We start from the raw sequence: 22,568 nt of genomic DNA on the forward strand, positions 1-22,568 counted from the left end.
CGGAGCGATGAAGCTCCAGCGATGGCGGCTTGTAGTCATTAGCGTGTCATCTTGTCAAGGCTTGAGCCCGGATTTTAAGCCATTTGGCCATATATAACCGTGCGCCACGAAGCGTGAAGGAACGACAACTGCCTTATCGACATTAAACCAGGGTGCGTCATATCAAAAGAGGCAAACATGGCCGTTTCTTTCTCTTTCTTTCCCAAAGCGATAACGACCCTCCTCCTCGCATGTTCGATTACGTTGATTTGCGGCGGGAACTGGCCCAGGACTGGAACAGCAAATGCGCAAAATCTTATTGAACGCGCATTAAGCGGAAACACAAAGAAGACCACGCCTCAAAAACGCACCAAAAAGAAACGCAGCACCAGGCAGCAACGATCAAAGCCGCAGTCAGCGCCAGTCACTGTGATTCCAGTTCCCACGCCAGCGCCAGGACGAGAAGCGGATGCGCCACGACGCGAAAAAGAGCCGGCCCAATCGGCAGAACCGGCTAAAAGCAATGTTGAAACACCAAGGCCAGAGAAAAACGAGCGCATCTATCAGGTTGCCTGCCCAGCCCTCATGCAAGGCGACGTGGAGGGAAAGCTCTCCCCACCGATCAATGATGGTCCTCAATGCAGCGCGCAGTCGCCGCTTTCGCTCACTGCAATTGGTAAAGCCCAGCCCCTGAAGTTCCCAAATCCTGTCACAACAAATTGCGCAATGGCTGTTACGCTTGCCAAATGGTCGGAGCATGTCAGTGAAGCCGCAAGCAAGATCTATGGCAACGATGTGAAAGTCACAGAAGTTGGCACGGGGTCCGACTATCAGTGTCGCAATGTCAATGGTGCATCAGAGGGGCGCGTGTCCGAACATGCATTTGCCAATGCGCTCGACATCATGTCGTTTAAGTTTTCGGATGGTTCTGTGACCGAATTGAAAAGTGGCTGGAACGGATCGGAAAAGGAAAAAGCCTTTTGGCGTGCGGTTCATGATGCAAGCTGCAAACTTTTCATGACGGTAATCGGGCCTGAAGGGGACGCCGCGCACATAACAAACATGCATCTTGATCAGGGATGTCATGGAAAAACCTGTCTTGCCCGAATCTGCCAATAAGATATTCTGCACGCAGACAGCGAACATAAAAAATTCAAACTGCCTCACTAATATTATCTTCATTATCGATTTTGCTAACCGCCGATTGGTGCGGTAGCTTTTCCAAGGAAGCAAATCATGAAATCGACCAAGATCATACTTTCCGCAATTTTCGCTTTCGGCGTAGTCGGCGCCGCCCATGCCGACAGTGTTCCGAAGCGTTCAAAAGATTTTACTGCCAATTATCAGACACTTGTCAAGGATCAGCAGGCGTCACCACAGGTGGCTGACTGCGTTGCAAGTGCTTATGATTATGTTAAAAAGAGCAAGAAATATGATCGTCTTGGTTTTACAAAAGATGATATTTCCGCGGCAACAACAAACGACAAATCTGCGAAATTCAGCACAAAAGATGCACGTAAAGTTTCTGCCGTCATTTCCGTACCCGGAGAAGCACGGCGCAAAACTGGCGGCACGCAATGGGACACGATAACCTTGCGCTGCGGAATTAGCGGCGGCAAGCTCAAAGCCATCGAATTTGTGCCCGCAAACGGCGCGAAGTAAGCGCTTAACAGATCATAGAAGAAGAGCAGCTGATGAGGAGTCAGCTGCTTTTTTTGTCTGAGACGTGCTCGGGAAGACCTTTGTGTTTGGTCTCGGCAAACTCTTCGAGCTCTTTCTCCGTCATTGTTTCATACATTTCTTTTGAGGCGCCAAAGAGTTCACTCTTGTCGATTTCGCCGCGCTTTGCGGCAAGTGCAGCACCCGCTGCTTTTTGCTGTGCTTTTGATTTTGCAGGCATGTTTCATTCTCCTTTGTTGAAACGAGTAACGAGCATTCCGGCATCCGGTTCGTTTGGCTCTGACCCCATTTATTAAAGGGGGCTTGAGCCTAATCTTCTGCAGCGGCATCAAAACGCCGACGGGCATCGCGCATTTGTTCCCGGTTTTCGACAGCCCACTGCCCCAGCACATCAATCGGCACAGCAAGTGAATGTCCAAGTTCGGTCAGGGAATAATTCACTTCCGGCGGCGACGTTGGGCGCACATGACGCGCCACAAGGCCATCGCGCTCAAGTGAACGCAGCGTCACGGTCAGCATTCTTTGTGAAATACCCTCCACAGATCGGCGCAATGCATTAAACCGCATTGATCCCATTTGCAGATTAAAAATAACGAGGATGCTCCACGTATCGCCCACCCGGTCGAGCACTTCACGAATGGGGCAAAGCCCCTTTCCATCGGGCTCCGATTGAAAAGCAGCCGTCGATGATAGAAGCGGTGTTCCGTTATCCGGTTGGGTCGTGATTTTCATTTTACTTCCCTAAGTGGCCTTGTCGGGCATGCAGTTACCTCCATGTACCCTAATCATGAAAAAGTGCGTTCTTCACAAGGTTTATCATATCGACTACGTAGTTACTATAAGGAACCTGATTATTAAATATCACTTCAGTGACTGATTTGAAAGGAACATGAAATGGCTAAAATCGCACTCATCGGCGCTACCGGCTTTGTCGGCGCTGCAATTCTCAAGGAAGCACAATCGCGCAGTCACAGCGTCACAGCACTTGTCCGCCATACAGATAAGGTTGCGAAACTCGACAATGTTACCGCTGTAAAGGCCGACGTATTCGACACGGATGCGCTCGCCAAGCAAATTGCAGGCCATGACGTGATTATTTCAGCCTTTAATCCCGGCTGGACAGACAGCAATATCCGCGAAAACCACATCAAGGGCAGCCGTTCCATCAACGAAGCTGCCAAGAAAGCAGGCGTGAAGCGTCTCATCGCAGTTGGCGGCGCCGGAAGTCTGGAAATCAACGGCCATCAGCTGGTGGATTCGCCGGATTTTCCCGCCGAGTGGAAAGAAGGCGCGCTTGGCGCACGCCAGGCACTCAATGAACTGCGTGAAGAAAAAGACCTCGACTGGACCTTTGTTTCGCCCGCAATCATTCTTCAACCCGGCGAACGCACCGGCAAATATCGTCTTGGCGCAGACGAGCCAGTCTTTGATGACAAAGGCGAAAGCAAAATCTCGGTTGAAGATCTGGCCGTGGCGATTGTCGATGAAGCAGAACAGGGCAAACATATCGGCAAGCGTTTCACTGCTGCTTACTAAAACATGGAAAAAACCGGCCAATTCTAATTGGCCGGTTTTTAGAGCATTTCCTGCTTTGTTTGAATCGCTGGAAATGCTCTATATTTTTTACGCATTATCCCACGCAAAATCGCTTCGCACTTTTGCTGGAAATGCTCTATTTGTTGTCACGCATTATCCCACGCAAAACCGCTTCGCACTTTTGCTGGAAATGCTCGGTTTGTTGTCACGCATTGTCCTACGCAAAACCGCTTCGCACTTTTGCTGGAAATGCTCTAGACCAGCTCGACGTCAACAACGCCCGGAATAGCTTTCATGGCACTCGCAATCTGTGGACTGACGCGATAGCGGTGTGGAAGTTCGATCTCCACTTCACGCTGCCCCTCTTCCTTGATTACGATCAGGCTTACCTGTCCATCGCCGCGCGTGTTAAAATGCGGAACGATACTTTTCACCGCTTCAGCCGAGCGTAGATAAAGCCGCAATGCCTTTTGCATTGCGCAAGCCCGATCCTCCAGCGATTGCACGGTCTGGATGCGAAGCCCGATACCCTCCGGGCGATTTTCTGCGGCAACCGTAATAACGACAGACTTACCGCTTTCCAGAAGATCACGATATTGCGCAAGACCTTCCGAGAAAAGGACCGCTTCAAACTGGCCAGTGGCATCGGACAACTGCACAATGCCCATCTTATTGCCTGTGCGGGTCTTGCGCTCCTGCCGTGTCGTCACCGTACCCGCCAGACGCCCGGCATTTGCGCCGCGCTTGACTGCTGCCGAGAAATCAGCCCAGCTCTGTACACGCATGCGATCAAGCACCTGACGGTATTCGTCAAGCGGATGCGCAGAAAGATAAAAGCCAACCGCCTGAAACTCGCGATGCAGCTTTTCCGAAGGCAACCAAGGGGCTGCCTGCGGAAGGATCAGGGTTTCCTTGGGCGCGCCGGAAAGACCGAAAATATCCGACTGACCGCTGGCCGCATTTTCCTGTGTGCGTTGGGCAAACCCCATGATGCGGTCCATGCCAGCGCTCATCGCCGCACGGTCGCGACCGAAACAATCGAGAGCGCCTGCATTGATCAGGCTTTCCGTCACACGGCGATTGACAATTTTCGGATCAATCCGCTCAAAGAAATCTTCAAGGCTTTCAAACGGCTTTTCGGCCCGCACACTGACGATATGATCAACGGCGGCTTCACCAACACCTTTGATTGCGGCAAGCGAGTAGAAGATCTTCTTCTCGCCAACTTCGAAGGGACGAAAAGACGTCATGACCGATGGCGTCACCACATCGATCCCCAGACGATTTGCATCGCGGCGAAAATCATTCAGCTTATCGGCGTTCGACATATCATATGTCATTGAAGCGGCGAGAAACTCAACCGGATAATGCGCCTTCATGTAGGCGGTCTGATAAGATACAATCGCATAAGCAGCAGCGTGCGACTTGTTGAAGCCATAGTCGGCGAACTTGGCCAACAGGTCGAAAATCATATTCGCCTGCGCCTTGTCGACACCGCCTTCAATGGCACCGTCCACGAAGCGGACGCGCTGCTTGTCCATTTCTTCGCGGATTTTCTTACCCATGGCGCGGCGCAAAAGATCAGCTTCACCGAGCGAGTAGCCCGAAAGAACCTGCGCGATCTGCATCACCTGTTCCTGATAAACGATAACGCCCTGCGTTTCTTTGATCAGGTCATCAATCTTTGGGTGGATGGAGGCAATCTCCTCCTCACCGTTCTTGCGCGCGTTATAGGTCGGAATGTTTTCCATCGGACCCGGACGATACAGCGCCACGAGCGCAATAATATCCTCAATGCGGTCCGGGCGCATACCGAGCAGCGCCTTTCGCATTCCGGCACTTTCCACCTGAAACACGCCGACCGTTTCGCCACGCGAAAGCATTTCATAAGTCAGTTGGTCATCCAAGGGCAAGCGCGACAGGTCAATCTCAATGCCTTTACGCGCAACAAGCTTCACTGCCGTCTCAAGAACCGTAAGCGTTTTCAGACCAAGAAAGTCGAACTTGACCAGACCGGCCTGTTCGACCCATTTCATATTAAACTGCGTGACCGGCATATCCGAGCGCGGATCGCGATACATCGGCACCAGTTCAGACAATGGGCGATCACCGATAACGATACCGGCTGCGTGCGTCGAGGCGTGGCGATAAAGCCCTTCAAGCTTGAGCGCCATATCGAGAAGACGGCCGACAACCGGCTCTTTCTCACGTTCCTCATTAATCTTGGGTTCTGTTTCAATGGCCTGCGCCAGAGACACCGGATTGGCCGGATTCTGCGGCACAAGCTTGCAGAGACGGTCGACCTGCCCGTAAGGCATTTCGAGAACGCGACCCACATCACGCAACACAGCGCGCGCCTGAAGTGTTCCGAAAGTTATGATCTGTGCGACCTGATCGCGACCGTACTTTCCCTGCACATAGCGAATGACTTCTTCGCGCCGATCCTGACAGAAATCGATATCGAAGTCTGGCATCGATACGCGGTCAGGATTGAGGAAGCGCTCAAACAGCAGCGAAAAGCGCAACGGATCAACATCAGTAATCGTCAATGCATAAGCGACGAGAGAGCCCGCACCCGAACCACGACCGGGGCCAACAGGGATCCCCTGCTGCTTGGCCCATTTGATAAAGTCCGCAACAATGAGGAAGTAGCCGGGGAACTTCATACGCGTGATAATGCCGATCTCATAATCGAGACGCTCGGCATATTGTTCTTGCGTATACCCTTCAGCAAGCCCGGCTGTTTCCAGCCGCATCTTCAAACCTTCGCGCGCCTGTCGCGCCAGTTCTTCGGCCTCCGCCTGAACTGCGGCTTCGGGATCGTCGGATTCACCCGTGAAACGCGGCAGGATTGGCGCTCGTGTCTGGGTGAACCAGCTGCAACGTTCCGCAATTTCAATCGTGTTTTCGAGCGCTTCCGGCAAGTCCGCGAACAGAGCCGCCATTTCTGCGCGGCTTTTCAAGTGGTGGTCCGGCGTCAGACGACGGCGATCATCATTTGAAATAATTTGTCCTTCGGCGATGGCGAGCAGCGCATCATGCGCTTCAAAATCCGCTGCCTTAAGGAAGAAAGCTTCATTGGTCGCAACGAGTGGCAATTCCATTGCATAAGCAAGTTCAACGGTCTTCGCCTCAAGCGCACGATCATAACCTGCCTGCCGCTGCAACTCGACATAAAGCCGGTCACCGAATGCTTCTTTCAGAAAAGCCAAACGGCTTTCTGCACGATCCGGGCGATCAGCGGCAAAAGCGCGTCCGATTGGTCCAAGAGGGCCACCGGAGAGAACAATCACATCTTCTGACAGGCCAGCCAGCCACCCAGCATCGACATGCACAGGGTCGCCCGAAGGCGTGTCGAGAAATGCACGGCTGACGAGCCGGACAATATTCGCATAACCTTCCTCGGTCGAAGCGAGGAAAACCAAGGGTGCCAAGTCGAGAACCAGACGGCGATTGGCACTGCGGCTGTTATCATTGTGATCGCCGAATGCAACATCGAGCTGGCAACCGATGATCGGCTGCAAACCATCCTTAGATGCCTTCTGGGCGAACTCCAAAGCACCAAACAGATTGTTGGTGTCAGTTATCGCGATGGCCGGTGCCTGATCGGCAATCGCCTGTTTGATGATCTTGCCAACAGGCAAGGCGCCTTCAAGCAAGGAATAAGCAGAATGCACTCGCAGATGAACGAAACGAGGTGACGTCATATCCTCGCCCGCACGCATGCTTGCTGTATCATTCATATTCATTCCCCGATCTTTGCAGAGCTGACTGCGCCGCAACACCATGATAGCGAAATCATGTTTTCAGCGCCATCCGAGTGCTGCTCACGATATGAGATTTGCACAGGGTAACGGGCGACTCTTATCGCCCATCGTCACACTTTCGGGGAATACGGTAACGATGTCCAGAGTGAGCGCCGTTACTATCAGCGAGGTTCACAGAAGAACCCGCTTTGCGCTTTCAGATTGCACTCACCCATATGGCGAAGGTCGCAACGAAAAGGCTGATGGAGACGAAAGACAAAACGTCGTAGACGAGATCGGTCATTGGAATAACTCCTCTTTGTTCACGTATGTTTATTGTTTGTTCCATTTCTGTTCCAAAGTCAACACCCATGTAAGCGATCGCGTGTATTTAAGGTTTATGAATAATAAACATGCAAACGCCGGCGGCATGGCCACCGGCGCTCTATAGGGCGATTGAACGAAAAGCTTAGAGCGACGTCAAAGCGCTCTCAAAGATCGACGACTTTGCCGTCTTTTAACGTCACACGACGATCCATCCGACGCGCCAGCTCGTGATTATGCGTCGCAATCATCGCAGCCAGTCCCGACTGCCGCACCAGTGCTTCCAGCGCACCAAAAACATAAGAGGATGTTGTCGGGTCAAGATTGCCGGTTGGCTCATCGGCCAGCAACACCAGAGGTGCATTGGCAACTGCGCGCGCAATGGCAACGCGCTGCTGCTCGCCGCCCGACAGCTCCGATGGGCGATGCGAAGCACGTTTGCCGATCTTCATATAGTCGAGCAACTGCTGCGCGCGAACGGACGCTGCCTTTTGTGGCAGGCCACGGATCATCTGTGGCATCATCACGTTTTCAAGTGCCGTGAACTCCGGCAGAAGATGATGGAACTGATAAACAAAGCCAACATCGTTGCGGCGAACGGCTGTGCGCTCATCCTCTGAAAGGGCACTGCAGGAGCGGCCATCGAGAAAAACATCACCCGCATCCGGGCGCTCCAGCAAACCGGCCGTATGCAGCAATGTCGATTTACCAGCACCAGACGGGGCAACCAGTGCAACCATCTCGCCACGATGCAGTGTAAAACTCGCATCTTTCAGGATGACCAGTTCGCGATCAGCTTCCTTATAGGCGCGGCTGACATTTTCCAGACGCAGAATGACTTCAGCCGCCATTATTCGTACCTCAATGCTTCGACCGGATCGAGTTTAGCAGCGCGCCAGGCCGGAAAAATGGTGGCAATAAAGGAAAGGATCAGAGCCATAGCTATGACGGAAACCGTTTCGCCGACATCCATCTTGGCCGGAAGCGTGCTCAGGAAATAGAGCTCTGGATTAAACAGGGTCGTGCCGGAAAGCCAAGAGAAAAACTCGCGCAGACGTTCGACGTTGAGGCACACAACCACGCCTAAAACCACGCCTGCAAACGTACCCGTGACACCAATGGCTGCGCCTGTCATAAGGAATATTCGCATGATAGCCCCACGTGTGGCGCCCATGGTTCGAAGGATCGCGATGTCACGGCCCTTATCCTTCACCAGCATGATCAGGCCGGAAATGATATTAAGGGCTGCGACGAGCACGATCAGCGTCAGGATCATGAACATGACATTGCGCTCGACCTGCAAAGCCGAGAAGAAGGTCTGGTTGCGCTGGCGCCAATCGACCATGGAAATCTGACGAGCCGCAACTTCCTCGACCGGTGCGCGCATCGCATCCACCTTGTCAGGATTATCGACGAAGATTTCAAGCGACTGCACTTTGCCTTCCTGATTAAAGAAAAGCTGGGCTTCTGAAAGCGGCATCATGACAATCGACGCGTCATATTCCGACATGCCAATTTCGAAGATTGCAACGATAGGATAGGCTTTAACCCGCGGATTGACGCCAAACGGTGTCACATCACCATCGGGTGAGATAACGCGGAGCGTATCACCGACAGAAAGACCAAGATTTTCAGCCATACGCGTGCCAATGGCCACGCCTCCGCTTTGATCAAAGCCTTTCAGGGTGCCTTGTTTGATATTGTCCGAAACAAGCTTGAGCTTGTCGAGGTCTTCTTCACGAAGCCCTCGAACCAGAGCACCGGTGCCTGCGCCAATATTGCCCTGCACCAAAGCCTGACCTTCAACCACCGGAATGGCAAATTTTACGCCGGAAATACCGTCAATACGTGTAATCAGGCTCGCATAGTCATCCAGCGGCCGATCTATCGGCTGCATGATGAGATGGCCATTAATACCGAGAATTCGATTGAGCAGCTCGGCGCGAAAACCGTTCATCACCGCCATGACGATAATGAGCGTTGCAACACCGAGCATGATGCCCGTGAAAGAGAAACCGGCAATGACCGAAATAAACGTCTCGCGGCGGCGCGCTCGCAAATAGCGCCATGCGATCATCCGCTCATAAGCGGAGAAAGGACCTGAAGAAGGCGCCTTGTTAGGCACCTTCTGCTTGCCGTCAGATTTTGCTGCCGCCGCATTGCTCATGGTTATGCCGTCAAAAGGTTGATTGCTGCCTCAATGGTGAGGTTTTGACGCTCACCAGTCTTGCGATCCTTGACTTCAACTTCACCGGCAGCAACGCCACGCGGACCAACAATCACCTGATAAGGCAGACCGATCAGATCCATCGTTGCAAACTTCGATCCCGCACGGTTATCCGTGTCGTCAAGCAGTGGATCAAGACCGGCATTGGTGAAGGCAGTATAGAGCTTTTCGCTCACGCCATCGCAAGCCTCATCACCGGGCTTCATGTTGACAATGCCAACACCGAAAGGCGCAATTGCCTTGGGCCAGATGATACCAGCTTCGTCGTGGAAAGCTTCGATTGCCGCTGCAACCAGACGCGAAGGACCAATGCCGTAAGACCCCATCGATACAGCGTGTTCCTTGCCATCAGGCCCCTGCACTTTTGCGCCCATCGGCTCAGAATACTTCGTGCCGAAATGGAAGATGTGGCCGACTTCAATACCGCGCGCTGAAACCTGATCATCAGCTTTTACAGCTGCCCATTCAGCCTCGTCGTGCATCTCGTCGGTTGCTGCATAAGGCGTTGTCCAGCGCTTGACGATATCGGTCAGTTGCTCATCGTTACGGAAATCCGTATCTGCGCCCGGAACAGCCAGTTCAAGATATGCCTTATCGCAATAAACCTGACTTTCGCCGGTTTCGGCGAGAATGATGAATTCGTGGCTGAGATCGCCGCCAATCGGGCCGGTATCGGCACGCATTGGGATCGCCTGAAGACCAACACGCGCAAATGTACGCAGGTACGACACGAACATGCGGTAATAAGCCATTTTCGCGCCCTCGTAATCGAGGTCGAACGAATAGGCGTCTTTCATAAGAAACTCACGCGAGCGCATCACGCCAAAACGCGGACGCACCTCATCGCGGAACTTCCACTGGATGTGATAGAGGTTCAGCGGCAGATCCTTGTAGGAGCGCACATAAGAACGGAAAATATCCGTGACCATTTCTTCATTGGTCGGACCAAAGAGCATTTCGCGCTCCTGCCGGTCCTGAATGCGCAGCATTTCCTTGCCATATGCATCGTAACGACCGCTTTCGCGCCAAAGATCGGCGGACTGGATCGTCGGCATCAGAATTTCGCTGGCGCCTGCACGGTTCTGCTCTTCACGAATGATGTTGCAGACCTTGTTGAGCACTTTCAGGCCAAGCGGGAGCCATGAATAAATGCCTGCCGACTGCTGACGGATCATGCCCGCACGCAACATCAACCTGTGAGAGACAATTTCTGCCTCTTTTGGGTTTTCCTTCAGAATGGGCAAAAAATACTGCGACAGACGCATCGTGACCACCGATCAAGAGAGAGATTGCCTGAATAGCAACCGACTGTGTGTAGAATCAGGCAAAAATTAAGCAAACTTGCTGGCTTCATAACGGGTTATACCGCTATTGAAAACCCGCCTCCCCGTGCTTTGATCAGAAGGTTTTTTCCCATCCACAGCCATCACCGCCAGAATGACGAAAAAGATCATTTAAGAAAGGCGCCGAGATTCATTTTAAATTTCAATGTATTATGCATATCGCACACGAGAGGCGGCAAAATTGCGAAGGAAATATGACATCACAAAAGATTTTTGGTGACAAAAGCTATGCAGTCCGCTATTTTTTTCATCAATAAGCATAACAACGGAGCTAACCGTTGTTTCACGCGGTCAAAGTCTTGGGAGGATGGATCCAGGCGCGTTAATTCGCAGCCGCCTGTAATACGGAAACGGATCGAACGCGTATTCGACTAGCAAGGCGAAAGCCTTGCTTTTTTTTTGGCTTTGCCGTGCCTTCAAGAGAAAAAGCTCTCACCTGGCAAAATAAGCCTTTGATATTTTTCAGTTTTTCAATGCAAAGCGCAGCGTCACAGGCAAGCTTTCCAAAGCTCAGAGCATTTGCTGTTTTGAGTGGATCATTGGAAATGCTGTCTCAATTTTTATCACGCATTGTCTTGCGCGAAGCCGTTACGCGCTTTCGCTGGAAAGGCACTAAATTTCTTTCTTTTCAAACCGTTATAACGGATTGATACATTTTAGATTCAACGCATGATCTTGACGCAAGCGACAAAAATGCCGCCTCAAAAAATAGCGCCTAAAAAATAGGCACTATGTCTTGCAGCGCTTCATTTATCGAGAAACAGAATGTCCGATTTTACTTCAGATCGGGAAAAAAATGCGGAATATCATCAAGGCTGAAGCCCTGAACCTGCGTCAGGTAATAATAGATGCAGAAGATCGCGGTGGCGACAAACGTGGTACGCAGAAATGCAAGTCCGATGCGTGGTTTGGCTGGCGCGCTCGCGACCGTTCCCAATGTCACGTCATTTTCTTCCGCCTGCGTGCGCAATCCAACCGGTAAGAGCGCAAATAGTGTTATCCACCAGAAGATAAAATACATCGCGATACCGGAAACAATCGTCATCTCATGCCTCCTCAAGCTCGATCAAAGTGCCATTGAAGTCTTTGGGATGCAAAAACAGCACCGGCTTGCCATGGGCGCCAATCTTTGGCTCACCATTACCGAGAATGCGTGCCCCTTGCGCCTTGAGATGATCGCGTGCGGCTAAAATATCGTCAACTTCTAAGCAAAGATGATGCATTCCGCCCGAAGGGTTCTTTTCCAGAAAACTCGCAATGGGCGATCCCTCTCCCAACGGTTCCAGCAATTCGATCTTGGTGTTCCCCACATCAATAAAGACCACCGTCACCCCGTGCTCAGGCAAAGCTTGCGGCGCGGTCACGTTCGCACCAAGCTGTCCTGTGTAAAGCGCAGAGGCGGACTTTATATCTGGAACCACGATTGCGACATGGTTCAGGCGTTTGAGCATCTATCTTCCTCCTCCGAAAACAGAGCTACTTTATCCGGTTGATGAAGACTGTCACCACCGGCTTTTTGCCCCATGCTTCATTTGTCGCAGCACGAACCGCACGGCGAACCGATTCACGGACCACTTCAATATCCTTGCGGCGCGCCCGTGGAATGCTGTCGATCGCTTCGATTGCCGCATCAAGCAGAATATCTTCGATCAAATCGCCCTGCCTGTCTTCTTCAGGCAGGCCAAAGGCAACCAGATCGGGCTCATCCATGATCTTGAAGTCACGGTCGAGCAGCACAGAAACAGCGACATGGCCGACATAAGCGAGCTTGCGCCGCTCAACCATGCCGATTTCGTCTTCGTCGCCGATCAGCTTGCCGTCCTTATAGATACGGCCAACAGGTGCTTCATCGATGATTTCTGCTTTGCCTGGTGCCAGGCGCAACATGTCGCCATCGCGCACCTGTGCAATCTCTTCAATGCCCTCCATAGCACCGAGCGCCCCTTGCGCGACAAGATGCGCTGCCTCGCCATGAACGGGCACGAGAATCTTCGGACGCACCCAAGAATACATGCGCCTTAGCTCACTGCGGCGCGGGTGGCCGGAAACATGCACAAGCGCATCATCATCACTGATCAGCTTAATGCCCTGATCAATGAGCTTGTTCTTGATGTCGAGAATAGCCTTTTCATTGCCCGGAATCGGGCGCGATGAGAAAATAACCGTGTCGCCTGCCGACAACGCGATGCTGCGCATTTCATCACGCGCAAGCTTGGCCAGCGCTGCACGTGGCTCTCCCTGGCTGCCCGTCAGGATCATTACGACATTTTCGCGCGGGATATAGCCGTAATCATCTTCGCTGAGGAACTCCGGCAAGCCTTCCATATAGCCAAGCTCGGTCGCAACCGCGATTGTGCGCTTCATCGAACGACCGACCACCAGCACCTGACGACCAGCATCGCGCGCCGCTTCTGTAATGGAGCGGATACGGCCAACATTGGATGAGAACGTTGTAATCGCCACGCGACCACGCGCGCCTTCAATAAGCTCGCGCAAGCTTTCACCGACCTGTCGCTCAGACGGTGATTCACCATCGCGCATCGCATTGGTGGAATCGCAGATCAACGCCAAAACGCCCTGATCGCCGATTGCACGGAAACGTGCTTCGTCAATCAACGGTCCCATGGATGGATCAGGGTCCATCTTCCAGTCGCCCGTGTGAATGACTGTACCAAGCGGTGTGGTGATGGCGAGCGAAACAGGCTCTGGAATCGAGTGCGTAACCGCAATCGCTTCTATCTTGAAGGAACCAACCTCAAAGGTCTCACCCGCTTTGAATATGTTGACCGGAATTTCCGGTGCACCAGATTCCGACTGACGCTTGGCTTCCAGCAAGCCTGCCGTAAACGGCGTGGCATAAACAGGCGCCTTCAGACGCGGCCAAAGATCAAGCAAGGCGCCATAATGGTCTTCATGCGCATGGGTAATGATAATGCCGCGCAGATTATGCTTCTCAGCTTCGAGAAAGCGAATGTCTGGCAGGATCAGATCCGCGCCCGGATGCTCCGGGCCAGCAAAGCTTACGCCCATGTCGACCACGATCCATTCGCGTTTGTCCTCAGGACCAAAGCCATACATGGCAAGGTTCATGCCGATTTCGCCGACACCGCCAAGCGGCAGGAAGACAAATTGTGTCGATGGTGAGCGGGGCATAATGCCTCCCTGTTCTTTACTTAGAATTTATTATGCCCCTGTTGAACCGCCTGCCGATAGTTTGCAAGCCCGGAACAACCCGCACAGCGTTCAATTGTGCACAATTATTCAATCAGGAAACGGGTTTAACAGAGGCTGCCGTTCCAAAATAGACGTCCCCGGCAGTTACCGGCACACGTGTACCGTCATCTTCGCGGATAACAAGGCGGCAGTCCGAATCGATGGTTTCAAAAACACCTTCAACAATACGGCCATTCAACTGCATCATAACGGGCAGGCCCAGCCCATGCGCGCGCTTGAGCCAGCGCAGACGGATTTCATTCAGCCCTCGCCCAGCATTCCATATTGAATGATAATGACACCATGCATCCGAAAGTGCCAAAAACAATGTCGCTGCATCGACCTGACTGCCAAGTTCACGCAAGGATGTCGCGGGGTAAGGCAAGCCTTGCGGAGAGGCGACAACATTTGTGCCCATGCCCACCGCAAGACCAAAACGACCGTCAGAAAGCAGCGTCGATTCAAGGAGAATACCGGAGAGTTTTGCGCCATCAACCAGCACGTCATTGGGCCATTTGAGCGCAACAGTCACGCGCGAAGCCACAGCTTCCGGCAAAACCGCATCAACGGCATCAGCAAGCGCAAGTCCTGCAACAAAGCCAAGCGTGGCTGCAATTTTCGGATCAAAGCGATCGACGAGAAGAAGCGTTGCCGCAAGATTGCCTTCGGGAGCAGTCCATGTACGGCCCCGGCGCCCTCGTCCGCTTTCCTGTTTCGGAGACACGAACCAGAGGCGCCCGGCATCGCCGGCAGTTGCCCGATCAAGCGCCTCTGCATTGGTAGAACCAACGACGGGAAAAAACTCCAGCCGATAGTTGTCTGCTAAAGCCGCAGGTGCCAGCGTGAAACCATTGCCATCACCTGCGGCCTTATTGATAGTCATGCTCAGAAGAAAGTCTTTGCTGCAGTTTCAGCAAGACCGCCAAGCCAGCCGCCAATCAGTGCATAGAAGAGAACAAATGCACCTGAAACAAGCAGCACGAGACGCAGCTCAATTGCTGCCGGAACGAAAGTCGTCACCGGCTCATCGAACCACATGATCTTGATCATGCGCAGATAGTAGAACGCGCCAACAACCGAAGCGACAATACCGATGATCGCCAGCGGATAGAGGCCCACTTCAACGGCTGCAACAAAGGTGTACCACTTACCGAAGAAGCCAGCGAGCGGCGGAATACCTGCAAGCGAGAACAGCATGATCGTCATGATAAAGGCCATAAGCGGATTGCTGCGCGACAGACCTGCGAGATCGTCAATCTGTTCAACATTGCCGTCCTTGGTCCGCATGGACAGGATGAAGGCAAAGCTGCCGAGCGTCATGACGAGATAAATCGCCATGTAAAGTGCGACGCCACGCACGCCGACAACGGTACCCGCAGCCAGACCAACAAGGGCATAGCCCATGTGGCTGATCGACGAATAAGCCATCAGGCGCTTGATGTTGCGCTGACCGATTGCAGCAAAAGCACCCAGCACCATCGAAGCGATTGCAACGAAGGTGATGATCTGCTGCCAGTCATGGGTAACAGGAGCGAAAGCGCCTTCAGCAACGCGAACGATCAGCGCCATTGCTGCCATTTTTGGAGCAGCGGCAAAGAATGCGGTTACAGGTGTCGGTGAACCTTCATAAACATCCGGCGTCCACATATGGAATGGAACGGCGGAAATCTTGAAGCAAAGACCTGCAAGGATAAACACCAGACCGAAGACCAGACCAAGCTGACGTTCGCCGCCGGTGATCGCGTTTGCGATTTCGGCAAAACCGATATGACCGGTGTAACCGTAAACAAGGCTGATACCATAGAGCAACATGCCCGACGAAAGTGCACCAAGCACGAAGTACTTGAGGCCCGCTTCAGTCGAACGAACGCTATCACGGTTGAAGGCTGCCAGCACATAAAGTGCCAAAGACTGCAATTCGAGGCCCATATAGAGTGTGAGCATGTTCGATGCCGACACCATGATGAGCATGCCGAGTGTTGCCAGCACGATCAGAACCGGGAATTCGAACTTATCGAACTTGTCTTCACGCGCAAAGCCAACAGACATGATCAGCGCCACGATGGAGCCGATCAGTGTCAGCACCTTCATGAAACGTGCGAAAGCATCACTCACAAAGGCACCGCCAAAGGCGCTGCCATTGTGCGGGAAGATAACGACAAGAGCGAGTGCTGCAATCAGAACGGCAACAGCAAGCCCATTGACGAGAGTGGAGGCGCGCTCTCCGGAGAACACGCCGATCATGAGCAATGCCAGTCCGCTCAGCGCGAGGAGAACCTCGGGAGCTGCGAGAGACAGGGAAGCAATCAGGTCGGTTTGCATCAAGCCTACGCCTTTACTTACTGCGCCAGCGTAGCGCTAGCGGCATTTGCCAGCGCTGCGTCATAATTAGTAACCAGTGCATGCACAGCGCTTGCGGTCACATCGAAGACCGGCACCGGATACACACCGAAGAAAATGGTAAGGATCACAAGCGGATACAGGATCAGCTTTTCACGCGGGCTGAGGTCGAGAAGGCCCTTGAGGCTTTCCTTTGTCAGCGCACCAAACACCACGTTGCGATAGAGCCACAGCGCATAGGCTGCCGACAGGATCACACCCGATGTTGCGAACAGTGCTACCCACGTATTGACGCGGAAGACACCGAACAGCGTGAGAAATTCACCGATAAAGCCAGACGTACCCGGAAGACCGACATTCGCCATCGTCAGGATGAGGAAGGCCACGGCATATTTCGGCATATTGTTGACGAGACCGCCAAAAGCCGAAATTTCACGGGTATGCATGCGATCATAGATTACGCCCACGCAAAGGAAGAGCGCGCTCGCGACGATGCCATGCGAGAGCATCTGGAAGATTGCACCCTGCACGCCCTGCTCGTTGGCTGCAAAGATACCCATGGTGACATAGCCCATGTGCGCAACCGACGAATATGCGATCAGTTTCTTGATGTCTTCCTGTACCAAGGCGACGAGCGAGGTGTAGATGATCGCAATCGCAGACAGGGCAAAAATGAACGGAGCGAAATCAGCGGATGCCAGCGGGAACATCGGCAACGAGAAGCGCAGGAAGCCGTAGCCACCAAGCTTCAGAAGAATACCCGCCAGAATAACCGAACCTGCTGTCGGCGCTTCAACGTGCGCATCCGGCAACCAGGTGTGAACCGGCCACATTGGCATCTTCACTGCGAAAGACGCGAAGAATGCCAGCCATAACCACGTCTGCATGCCTGCCGGAAAATCGTACTTCAGCAATTCGACCACATTGAGTGTACCGGCCTGCCAGTACATTGCCATGATCGCGATCAGCATCAATACGGAGCCGAGCAGCGTATAGAGGAAGAACTTGAAGCTTGCATAAACGCGGCGCTTGCCACCCCAGACACCAATGATGATGAACATCGGGATAAGGCTTGCTTCAAAGAATACATAGAAAAGGAACAGATCCAGCGCGCAGAACACGCCGATCATGAGCGTTTCCAGAATAAGAAACGCGATCATGTATTCCTTGACGCGCTTTTCGATCGCAAACCAGCTTGCCAGCACGCAGAACGGCATGAGGAAAGCTGACAGCACGACAAACAGCATCGAAATACCGTCGACGCCCATGTGGTAGGAAATGCCACCACCAAGCCAGTCAACCTGTTCGACCATCTGGAAGCCCGGATTTGAATTATCAAATCCGGCCCAGATAACCAGAGAGAGAATGAAAACGAAAACCGTGGTTAGCAGCGCAACATTCTTGATGTTGCGACGCGAGGCTTCGCTGTCATCCTTGATGAGAAGGATCAACAAGGCGCCGACGAGCGGCAGGAATGTGACCGTAGAAAGAATTGGCCAATCGGTCATCAGAAAGAGCTCCCGAGCATCATCCAGGTGACGAGCGCGGCGACGCCGATAAGCATCGCGAATGCGTAGTGATAAAGGTAACCCGACTGCATCTTCACAACGCGACCTGTAACATCAAGGACACGTGCAGCGACACCATTAGGACCATACCCGTCAATAATCTTGCCGTCGCCAACCTTCCAGAAGAAGCGGCCAAGCCAACGTGCAGGACGGACAAAAATGAAGTCATAAAGTTCGTCGAAGTACCACTTATTGAGAAGGAACTGGTACAGACCGCGGTGACGCTCTGCGAGTGCCTTCGGAATGTGTGGCGCACGGATATAGAAGACCCATGCCGTTACCAAACCGATCAGCATAGCGATGAACGGCGACAGCTTAACCCACAGCGGAACATGATGATAATGTTCCAGGATTTCGTTGCCTGGCAGTGTGAAGAGCGCACCCTTCCAGAACTCGGCATAATCGTGGCCGAAGAAATATTCCTTGAAAACCACACCGGCAAACAGCGCGCCAACAGCAAGGATCAGCAGTGGCACAAGCATGACAGGTGGGGATTCATGCACATGATGCATGACTTCAGCGGAAGCGCGTGGCTTGCCAAAGAAGGTCATGAAAATCAGACGCCATGAATAGAAGCTCGTGAACAGAGCTGCAACCACCAGAAGTGTGAAGGCATAACCGGAAGCAAGGCTGTGCGATGCAAAGACCGACTCGATGATGGCGTCTTTCGAGAAGAAGCCAGCCGTACCGATAATCGTGCCCGGAACACCCAGACCCGTAATTGCAACAGTACCGATCATCATCATCCAGTAAGTGACCGGGATCAGCTTACGCAGACCACCCATGCGACGCATATCCTGTTCGTCAGAAACGGCATGGATAACCGAGCCTGCGCAAAGGAACAGAAGCGCTTTGAAGAAAGCGTGCGTGAAAAGGTGGAAGACAGCTGCACCGTAAGCGCCGACACCCAGAGCCGCAAACATGTAACCAAGCTGCGAACAGGTCGAATAAGCGATAACGCGCTTGATGTCGTTCTGCACAAGCGCAACGGTTGCGGCAAAGAATGCCGTCGTTGCACCGATGATCGTGATGATCAGAAGAGCCGTGTGCGAGAGTTCAAAGATTGGCGACATACGCGCAACCAAGAACACGCCCGCGGTCACCATGGTTGCCGCATGAATAAGTGCGGAAACAGGTGTCGGGCCTTCCATCGCGTCAGGAAGCCAGGTGTGCAGCAGGAACTGCGCCGACTTACCCATCGCGCCCATGAAAAGCAGCAGGCAGACAACGGTGAGTGCTGTTTCCTTGTGCAGTTCATAGCCGAGGAAGTTCAGAACAACAGCACCAGCATCCGCTGAACCTTCAGCTGGCAGATAGTTCGCAGCAGCCGCGAAAATTGTGTTGTAATCGACCGACTGGAACAGCGCAAACAGTCCAAAGATACCCAGAAGGAAGCCAAAGTCACCAACGCGGTTGACCACGAATGCCTTCATTGCAGCGGCATTTGCCGAAGGCTTCTGGAACCAGAAACCGATGAGAAGGTAAGATGCGAGACCCACACCTTCCCAGCCGAAGAACATCTGGATCAGGTTGTCCGACGTTACCAGCATGAGCATGGCAAAGGTGAAAAGCGACAGATAGGCAAAAAAGCGCGGACGATGTGGATCGTGGTGCATGTATCCGATCGAATAGATATGCACCAGTGCCGACACCGAATTGACCACGACGAGCATGACGCCGGTCAGCGTATCAATACGCAGAGCCCAGTCAAAAGACAACGAACCGGATGTAACCCAATGAAGAACCGGGATACGCACCGTTTCGGCATCAACGCCGAGCGGGATCTTGAAAAAGACGACCCAAGACAGGATCGCAACGATCACCATCAGGCCGGAAGTGATGTATTCACTCGCTTTGGCACCAATCTTGTTGCCGAAGAGACCAGCAACAAGAAAGCCAATAAGCGGAAGGAAGACGATCGCGTTATAGAGCATTTGCCCGTCAACCTTTCATAACATTGACGTCTTCCACCGCGATAGAACCGCGATTACGGAAGAAAACAACGAGGATTGCCAGACCGATAGCTGCTTCAGCAGCCGCAACAGTCAGAACGAAAAGCGCGAAAACCTGTCCGACCATATCGCCTAGTACAGATGAAAACGCCACGAAGTTGAGATTGACCGAAAGAAGGATCAATTCGACAGACATCAGGATAACGATGACGTTCTTGCGGTTTAAGAAAATACCGAAAACGCCAAGGGTGAACAGGATGGCCGAAACGGTCAGATAATGAGCAATACCGATTTCCATATTCTTTTCCTCAGATGCCCTTGCCCGGTTCGACCTTCTTGATCTCGATCGCCGTCTCAGGCGTACGAGCAACCTGATCCGGGATCGACTGGCGCTTAACATTCGGCTTATGCCGCAGCGTCAGAACGATCGCACCGATCATGGCAACGAGAAGGACCAATCCTGCAATCTGGAAGTTGAAAACGTAGTCGGTGTAAAGAATGTCACCGAGGGCTGCTGTGTTGGTGCGTTCAGCAATATCCGGGATCGGCACCGCGCCCTGCCCCAGCTTTGGTGAGAACACCGAACCCGCAAATACAACAATCAGCTCGCCCAGCAAAATGAGACCGACCAGAGCGCCAACCGGCGCATATTGCAGTGCGCCGCGCTTCAATTCGGAGAAGTCAACATCCAGCATCATGACGACGAAGAGGAAGAGAACCGCCACAGCACCGACATAAACGACGAGCAGGATCATGGCGAGGAACTCGGCCCCCGTCAGCAGGAACAGCGCCGCCGCATTGAAGAAAGCGAGGATCAGAAACAGCACCGAATGCACGGGGTTGCGTGCCGCAATCACCATGAACGCACTTGCGATCATGATAAAGGCGAACAGATAGAAGAACGCTGCCGCAATACCTGTCAGCATGGGGATCCCCCAACACCTTTCCGTGGACAAAGCCCTATTGCTTCATCCGCTTTAGTCTTTGTTTGCCGCGAATAATCGCGAAACTTAAATTCCAGCAACAAGACGGGCCGCCCCTTCCTGTTGCCGCTTTCCAAACCGGATGCTGAAACAACGGTTTCAGCAAAACCAATCAGCGATATGGCGCATCCATCGCAATGTTGCGCGCAATTTCGCGTTCCCAGCGATCGCCATTGGCAAGGAGCTTGTCCTTGTCATAGTAAAGCTCTTCGCGGGTTTCGGTCGCAAACTCGAAGTTCGGACCTTCAACGATTGCATCCACCGGACAAGCTTCCTGACAGAAGCCGCAATAGATGCACTTCACCATGTCGATGTCGTAACGCACTGTGCGGCGCGTGCCGTCATTGCGGCGCGGACCCGCTTCAATGGTGATTGCCTGCGCCGGGCAGATCGCTTCGCAGAGCTTGCAGGCAATGCAGCGTTCTTCGCCGTTGGGATAACGGCGCAGCGCATGCTCGCCACGAAAACGCGGCGAAACAGGACCTTTTTCATGCGGGTAGTTCAGTGTTGCCTTCGGCGCAAAGAACTGACGCATGGAGAGGAAGAAAGCGCCGACGAATTCCTTGAGAAGGAGGGATTTCGCGGCCTGTGCGAATGAAGCCATTTGTCTTTCTCCTTACACCAGACCGAAGACTTTGATGACAGTCGCGGTCAGCACAACCATTGCCAACGAAATCGGCAGGAACACTTTCCAGCCCAGACGCATCAGCTGGTCGTAGCGGTAACGCGGTACGAAAGCCTTCACCATGGCGAACATGAAGAAGCAGAAGCAGAGCTTGAGCATGAACCAGATGATGCCCGGAACCCAGTTGAGGAACCATACGTCAACCGGAGGCAACCAGCCACCGAGGAAGAGTGTGGTCATCAGGGCGCACATCAGCGTGATTGCCACATACTCGCCCAGGAAGAACAGAAGGAACGGCGTGGACGAATATTCGATCATGTGACCGGCCACGAGTTCGGATTCAGCTTCGACAAGATCGAATGGCGGGCGGTTCGTTTCAGCAAGCGCTGAAATAAAGAAGATCACGAACATCGGGAACAGGACCAGCCAGTTCCAGTCCAGGAACGAAGCAGGCAGACCGAGCGATGTACCCAGACCCGTATTCTGCGACAGCACGATATCCGTCAGGTTAAGCGAGCCAGCCGTCAGAAGAACAGTAACAATTACGAAACCGATCGACACTTCATAAGAGACCATCTGAGCTGCCGAACGAAGCGCGCCCAAAAACGGGTACTTCGAGTTGGAGGCCCAGCCGCCCATGATCACACCATAAACTTCAAGCGAAGAAATGGCGAAGATATAGAGAATGCCGACATTGATGTTAGCAATCGCCCAGCCTTCATTGACCGGGATGACCGCCCAGGTTGCCATTGCCAGAACCGCAGAAACAAACGGTGCAAGAAGAAACACACCCTTGTTTGCGCCCGAAGGAATGATCGGTTCCTTGAAGACGAACTTCAAAAGATCGGCGAAAGCCTGAAACAGACCCCATGGACCAACAACGTTTGGACCACGGCGAAGCTGTACAGCTGCCCAGATCTTACGGTCTGCATAAAGCAGGTAAGCCACGACGATCAGCAATACGACAAGCAGAACGACCGACTTCAGCGCTATAATCAGCGCGGGCAAGACGTAAGCTGCAAAAATTCCGTCCATTATTCCGTCTCTCTCTC

21 protein-coding genes are annotated in these 22,568 nt (G+C 52.9%); 3 read left to right on the top strand and 18 right to left on the bottom strand.

Annotated features, from left to right (window positions below):
* The first annotated feature begins 177 nt into the window (after positions 1–177).
* Positions 178–1,098, top strand: coding sequence for an extensin-like domain-containing protein (locus tag ABE527_RS13910; protein ID WP_499697245.1), 921 nt, complete (start codon positions 178–180; stop codon positions 1,096–1,098).
* A 117-nt stretch (positions 1,099–1,215) separates the two neighbouring features.
* Positions 1,216–1,641 (top strand): type IV secretion system effector BspC, encoded by a 426-nt coding sequence (gene bspC, locus ABE527_RS13915; RefSeq protein ID WP_499694198.1) that lies wholly within the window; start codon positions 1,216–1,218, stop codon positions 1,639–1,641.
* 40 nt (positions 1,642–1,681) lie between these two features.
* Here the strand turns inward: bspC and ABE527_RS13920 are convergent, their stop codons facing one another.
* Both ABE527_RS13920 and ABE527_RS13925 read right to left on the bottom strand, forming a co-directional pair.
* Positions 1,682–1,879, bottom strand: a complete 198-nt coding sequence (locus ABE527_RS13920) for a DUF3008 family protein (RefSeq protein ID WP_499694199.1) — start codon at positions 1,877–1,879, stop codon at positions 1,682–1,684.
* 89 nt (positions 1,880–1,968) lie between these two features.
* The gene (locus tag ABE527_RS13925; RefSeq protein WP_265983572.1) at positions 1,969–2,391 is read right to left on the bottom strand and encodes a winged helix-turn-helix transcriptional regulator; all 423 of its coding nucleotides are present in this window, start codon (positions 2,389–2,391) and stop codon (positions 1,969–1,971) included.
* A 162-nt stretch (positions 2,392–2,553) separates the two neighbouring features.
* On the opposite strand from ABE527_RS13925, the gene ABE527_RS13930 reads away from it, so the two are divergent.
* Positions 2,554–3,195, top strand: a complete 642-nt coding sequence (locus ABE527_RS13930; RefSeq protein WP_499697246.1) for an NAD(P)-dependent oxidoreductase — start codon at positions 2,554–2,556, stop codon at positions 3,193–3,195.
* A gap of 254 nt (positions 3,196–3,449) precedes the next feature.
* Here the strand turns inward: ABE527_RS13930 and dnaE are convergent, their stop codons facing one another.
* The 16 genes from dnaE to nuoH all read right to left on the bottom strand — a co-directional run bounded on the left by dnaE (position 3,450) and on the right by nuoH (position 22,551).
* Positions 3,450–6,938, bottom strand: coding sequence for a DNA polymerase III subunit alpha (dnaE, locus tag ABE527_RS13935; protein WP_499697247.1), 3,489 nt, complete (start codon positions 6,936–6,938; stop codon positions 3,450–3,452).
* A gap of 220 nt (positions 6,939–7,158) precedes the next feature.
* Positions 7,159–7,290: a hypothetical protein gene (locus ABE527_RS13940; RefSeq protein ID WP_265983567.1), complete on the bottom strand. Its 132-nt coding sequence runs from the start codon at positions 7,288–7,290 to the stop codon at positions 7,159–7,161.
* Between the two features lie 142 nt (positions 7,291–7,432).
* On the bottom strand, positions 7,433–8,116 hold the full coding sequence (locus ABE527_RS13945) for an ABC transporter ATP-binding protein (RefSeq protein ID WP_265983566.1): 684 nt from the start codon (positions 8,114–8,116) through the stop codon (positions 7,433–7,435).
* The gene (locus ABE527_RS13950) at positions 8,116–9,432 is read right to left on the bottom strand and encodes a lipoprotein-releasing ABC transporter permease subunit (protein ID WP_265983564.1); all 1,317 of its coding nucleotides are present in this window, start codon (positions 9,430–9,432) and stop codon (positions 8,116–8,118) included. The genes ABE527_RS13945 and ABE527_RS13950 overlap by 1 nt, the downstream gene beginning before the upstream one ends.
* Before the next feature lie 2 nt (positions 9,433–9,434).
* Positions 9,435–10,757, bottom strand: coding sequence for a proline--tRNA ligase (gene proS, locus ABE527_RS13955; protein ID WP_499697248.1), 1,323 nt, complete (start codon positions 10,755–10,757; stop codon positions 9,435–9,437).
* Between the two features lie 853 nt (positions 10,758–11,610).
* Positions 11,611–11,880: a DUF1467 family protein gene (locus tag ABE527_RS13960; RefSeq protein WP_265983560.1), complete on the bottom strand. Its 270-nt coding sequence runs from the start codon at positions 11,878–11,880 to the stop codon at positions 11,611–11,613.
* A 1-nt stretch (position 11,881) separates the two neighbouring features.
* Entirely contained in the window at positions 11,882–12,286 is a 405-nt protein-coding gene (gene mce, locus ABE527_RS13965) for a methylmalonyl-CoA epimerase (protein ID WP_499697249.1), read from the bottom strand.
* 25 nt (positions 12,287–12,311) lie between these two features.
* On the bottom strand, positions 12,312–13,988 hold the full coding sequence (locus ABE527_RS13970) for a ribonuclease J (RefSeq protein ID WP_499697250.1): 1,677 nt from the start codon (positions 13,986–13,988) through the stop codon (positions 12,312–12,314).
* 112 nt (positions 13,989–14,100) lie between these two features.
* A complete protein-coding gene (locus tag ABE527_RS13975) occupies positions 14,101–14,931 on the bottom strand; it encodes a biotin--[acetyl-CoA-carboxylase] ligase (RefSeq protein ID WP_499697251.1) in 831 nt (276 codons plus the stop codon).
* A 2-nt stretch (positions 14,932–14,933) separates the two neighbouring features.
* Positions 14,934–16,370, bottom strand: coding sequence for an NADH-quinone oxidoreductase subunit NuoN (gene nuoN, locus ABE527_RS13980; protein ID WP_265983554.1), 1,437 nt, complete (start codon positions 16,368–16,370; stop codon positions 14,934–14,936).
* 17 nt (positions 16,371–16,387) lie between these two features.
* Positions 16,388–17,896, bottom strand: a complete 1,509-nt coding sequence (locus ABE527_RS13985) for an NADH-quinone oxidoreductase subunit M (protein ID WP_265983553.1) — start codon at positions 17,894–17,896, stop codon at positions 16,388–16,390.
* A complete protein-coding gene (nuoL, locus tag ABE527_RS13990; protein ID WP_265983552.1) occupies positions 17,896–19,890 on the bottom strand; it encodes an NADH-quinone oxidoreductase subunit L in 1,995 nt (664 codons plus the stop codon). Before nuoL ends, ABE527_RS13985 begins: the two co-directional genes overlap by 1 nt.
* 7 nt (positions 19,891–19,897) lie before the next feature.
* A complete protein-coding gene (gene nuoK, locus ABE527_RS13995; RefSeq protein ID WP_140905091.1) occupies positions 19,898–20,206 on the bottom strand; it encodes an NADH-quinone oxidoreductase subunit NuoK in 309 nt (102 codons plus the stop codon).
* 10 nt (positions 20,207–20,216) lie between these two features.
* Positions 20,217–20,834: an NADH-quinone oxidoreductase subunit J gene (locus ABE527_RS14000; protein ID WP_265983549.1), complete on the bottom strand. Its 618-nt coding sequence runs from the start codon at positions 20,832–20,834 to the stop codon at positions 20,217–20,219.
* A 169-nt stretch (positions 20,835–21,003) separates the two neighbouring features.
* Complete coding sequence (gene nuoI, locus ABE527_RS14005) at positions 21,004–21,495, bottom strand: NADH-quinone oxidoreductase subunit NuoI (protein WP_007874549.1); 492 nt, start codon at positions 21,493–21,495, stop codon at positions 21,004–21,006.
* A gap of 12 nt (positions 21,496–21,507) precedes the next feature.
* Positions 21,508–22,551 (bottom strand): NADH-quinone oxidoreductase subunit NuoH, encoded by a 1,044-nt coding sequence (gene nuoH, locus ABE527_RS14010; RefSeq protein ID WP_265983548.1) that lies wholly within the window; start codon positions 22,549–22,551, stop codon positions 21,508–21,510.
* Between the last annotated feature and the right edge of the window lie 17 nt (positions 22,552–22,568).

The organism is Brucella sp. TWI432 (assembly GCF_039674445.1).
GTDB lineage: Bacteria > Pseudomonadota > Alphaproteobacteria > Rhizobiales > Rhizobiaceae > Brucella > Brucella chromiisoli.

What these genes read in the sequence shown, in the direction of transcription:
- ABE527_RS13910 (WP_499697245.1), top strand. Translation starts at nt 178, where the DNA reads ATGGCCGTTTCTTTCTCTTTCTTTCCCAAAGCGATAACGACCCTCCTC.
- ABE527_RS14000 (WP_265983549.1), bottom strand. Translation starts at nt 20,834, where the DNA reads ATGCTGACAGGTATTGCGGCAGCGTTCTTCTATCTGTTCGCCTTTATC.
- ABE527_RS13945 (WP_265983566.1), bottom strand. Translation starts at nt 8,116, where the DNA reads ATGGCGGCTGAAGTCATTCTGCGTCTGGAAAATGTCAGCCGCGCCTAT.
- proS (WP_499697248.1), bottom strand. Translation starts at nt 10,757, where the DNA reads ATGCGTCTGTCGCAGTATTTTTTGCCCATTCTGAAGGAAAACCCAAAA.
- ABE527_RS13920 (WP_499694199.1), bottom strand. Translation starts at nt 1,879, where the DNA reads ATGCCTGCAAAATCAAAAGCACAGCAAAAAGCAGCGGGTGCTGCACTT.
- ABE527_RS13950 (WP_265983564.1), bottom strand. Translation starts at nt 9,432, where the DNA reads ATGAGCAATGCGGCGGCAGCAAAATCTGACGGCAAGCAGAAGGTGCCT.
- ABE527_RS13985 (WP_265983553.1), bottom strand. Translation starts at nt 17,896, where the DNA reads ATGACCGATTGGCCAATTCTTTCTACGGTCACATTCCTGCCGCTCGTC.
- nuoI (WP_007874549.1), bottom strand. Translation starts at nt 21,495, where the DNA reads ATGGCTTCATTCGCACAGGCCGCGAAATCCCTCCTTCTCAAGGAATTC.
- ABE527_RS13925 (WP_265983572.1), bottom strand. Translation starts at nt 2,391, where the DNA reads ATGAAAATCACGACCCAACCGGATAACGGAACACCGCTTCTATCATCG.
- ABE527_RS13970 (WP_499697250.1), bottom strand. Translation starts at nt 13,988, where the DNA reads ATGCCCCGCTCACCATCGACACAATTTGTCTTCCTGCCGCTTGGCGGT.
- mce (WP_499697249.1), bottom strand. Translation starts at nt 12,286, where the DNA reads ATGCTCAAACGCCTGAACCATGTCGCAATCGTGGTTCCAGATATAAAG.
- dnaE (WP_499697247.1), bottom strand. Translation starts at nt 6,938, where the DNA reads ATGAATGATACAGCAAGCATGCGTGCGGGCGAGGATATGACGTCACCT.
- nuoH (WP_265983548.1), bottom strand. Translation starts at nt 22,551, where the DNA reads ATGGACGGAATTTTTGCAGCTTACGTCTTGCCCGCGCTGATTATAGCG.
- ABE527_RS13930 (WP_499697246.1), top strand. Translation starts at nt 2,554, where the DNA reads ATGGCTAAAATCGCACTCATCGGCGCTACCGGCTTTGTCGGCGCTGCA.
- nuoN (WP_265983554.1), bottom strand. Translation starts at nt 16,370, where the DNA reads ATGCAAACCGACCTGATTGCTTCCCTGTCTCTCGCAGCTCCCGAGGTT.
- ABE527_RS13975 (WP_499697251.1), bottom strand. Translation starts at nt 14,931, where the DNA reads ATGACTATCAATAAGGCCGCAGGTGATGGCAATGGTTTCACGCTGGCA.
- ABE527_RS13940 (WP_265983567.1), bottom strand. Translation starts at nt 7,290, where the DNA reads ATGGAACAAACAATAAACATACGTGAACAAAGAGGAGTTATTCCAATG.
- nuoL (WP_265983552.1), bottom strand. Translation starts at nt 19,890, where the DNA reads ATGCTCTATAACGCGATCGTCTTCCTTCCGCTTATTGGCTTTCTTGTT.
- bspC (WP_499694198.1), top strand. Translation starts at nt 1,216, where the DNA reads ATGAAATCGACCAAGATCATACTTTCCGCAATTTTCGCTTTCGGCGTA.
- nuoK (WP_140905091.1), bottom strand. Translation starts at nt 20,206, where the DNA reads ATGGAAATCGGTATTGCTCATTATCTGACCGTTTCGGCCATCCTGTTC.
- ABE527_RS13960 (WP_265983560.1), bottom strand. Translation starts at nt 11,880, where the DNA reads ATGACGATTGTTTCCGGTATCGCGATGTATTTTATCTTCTGGTGGATA.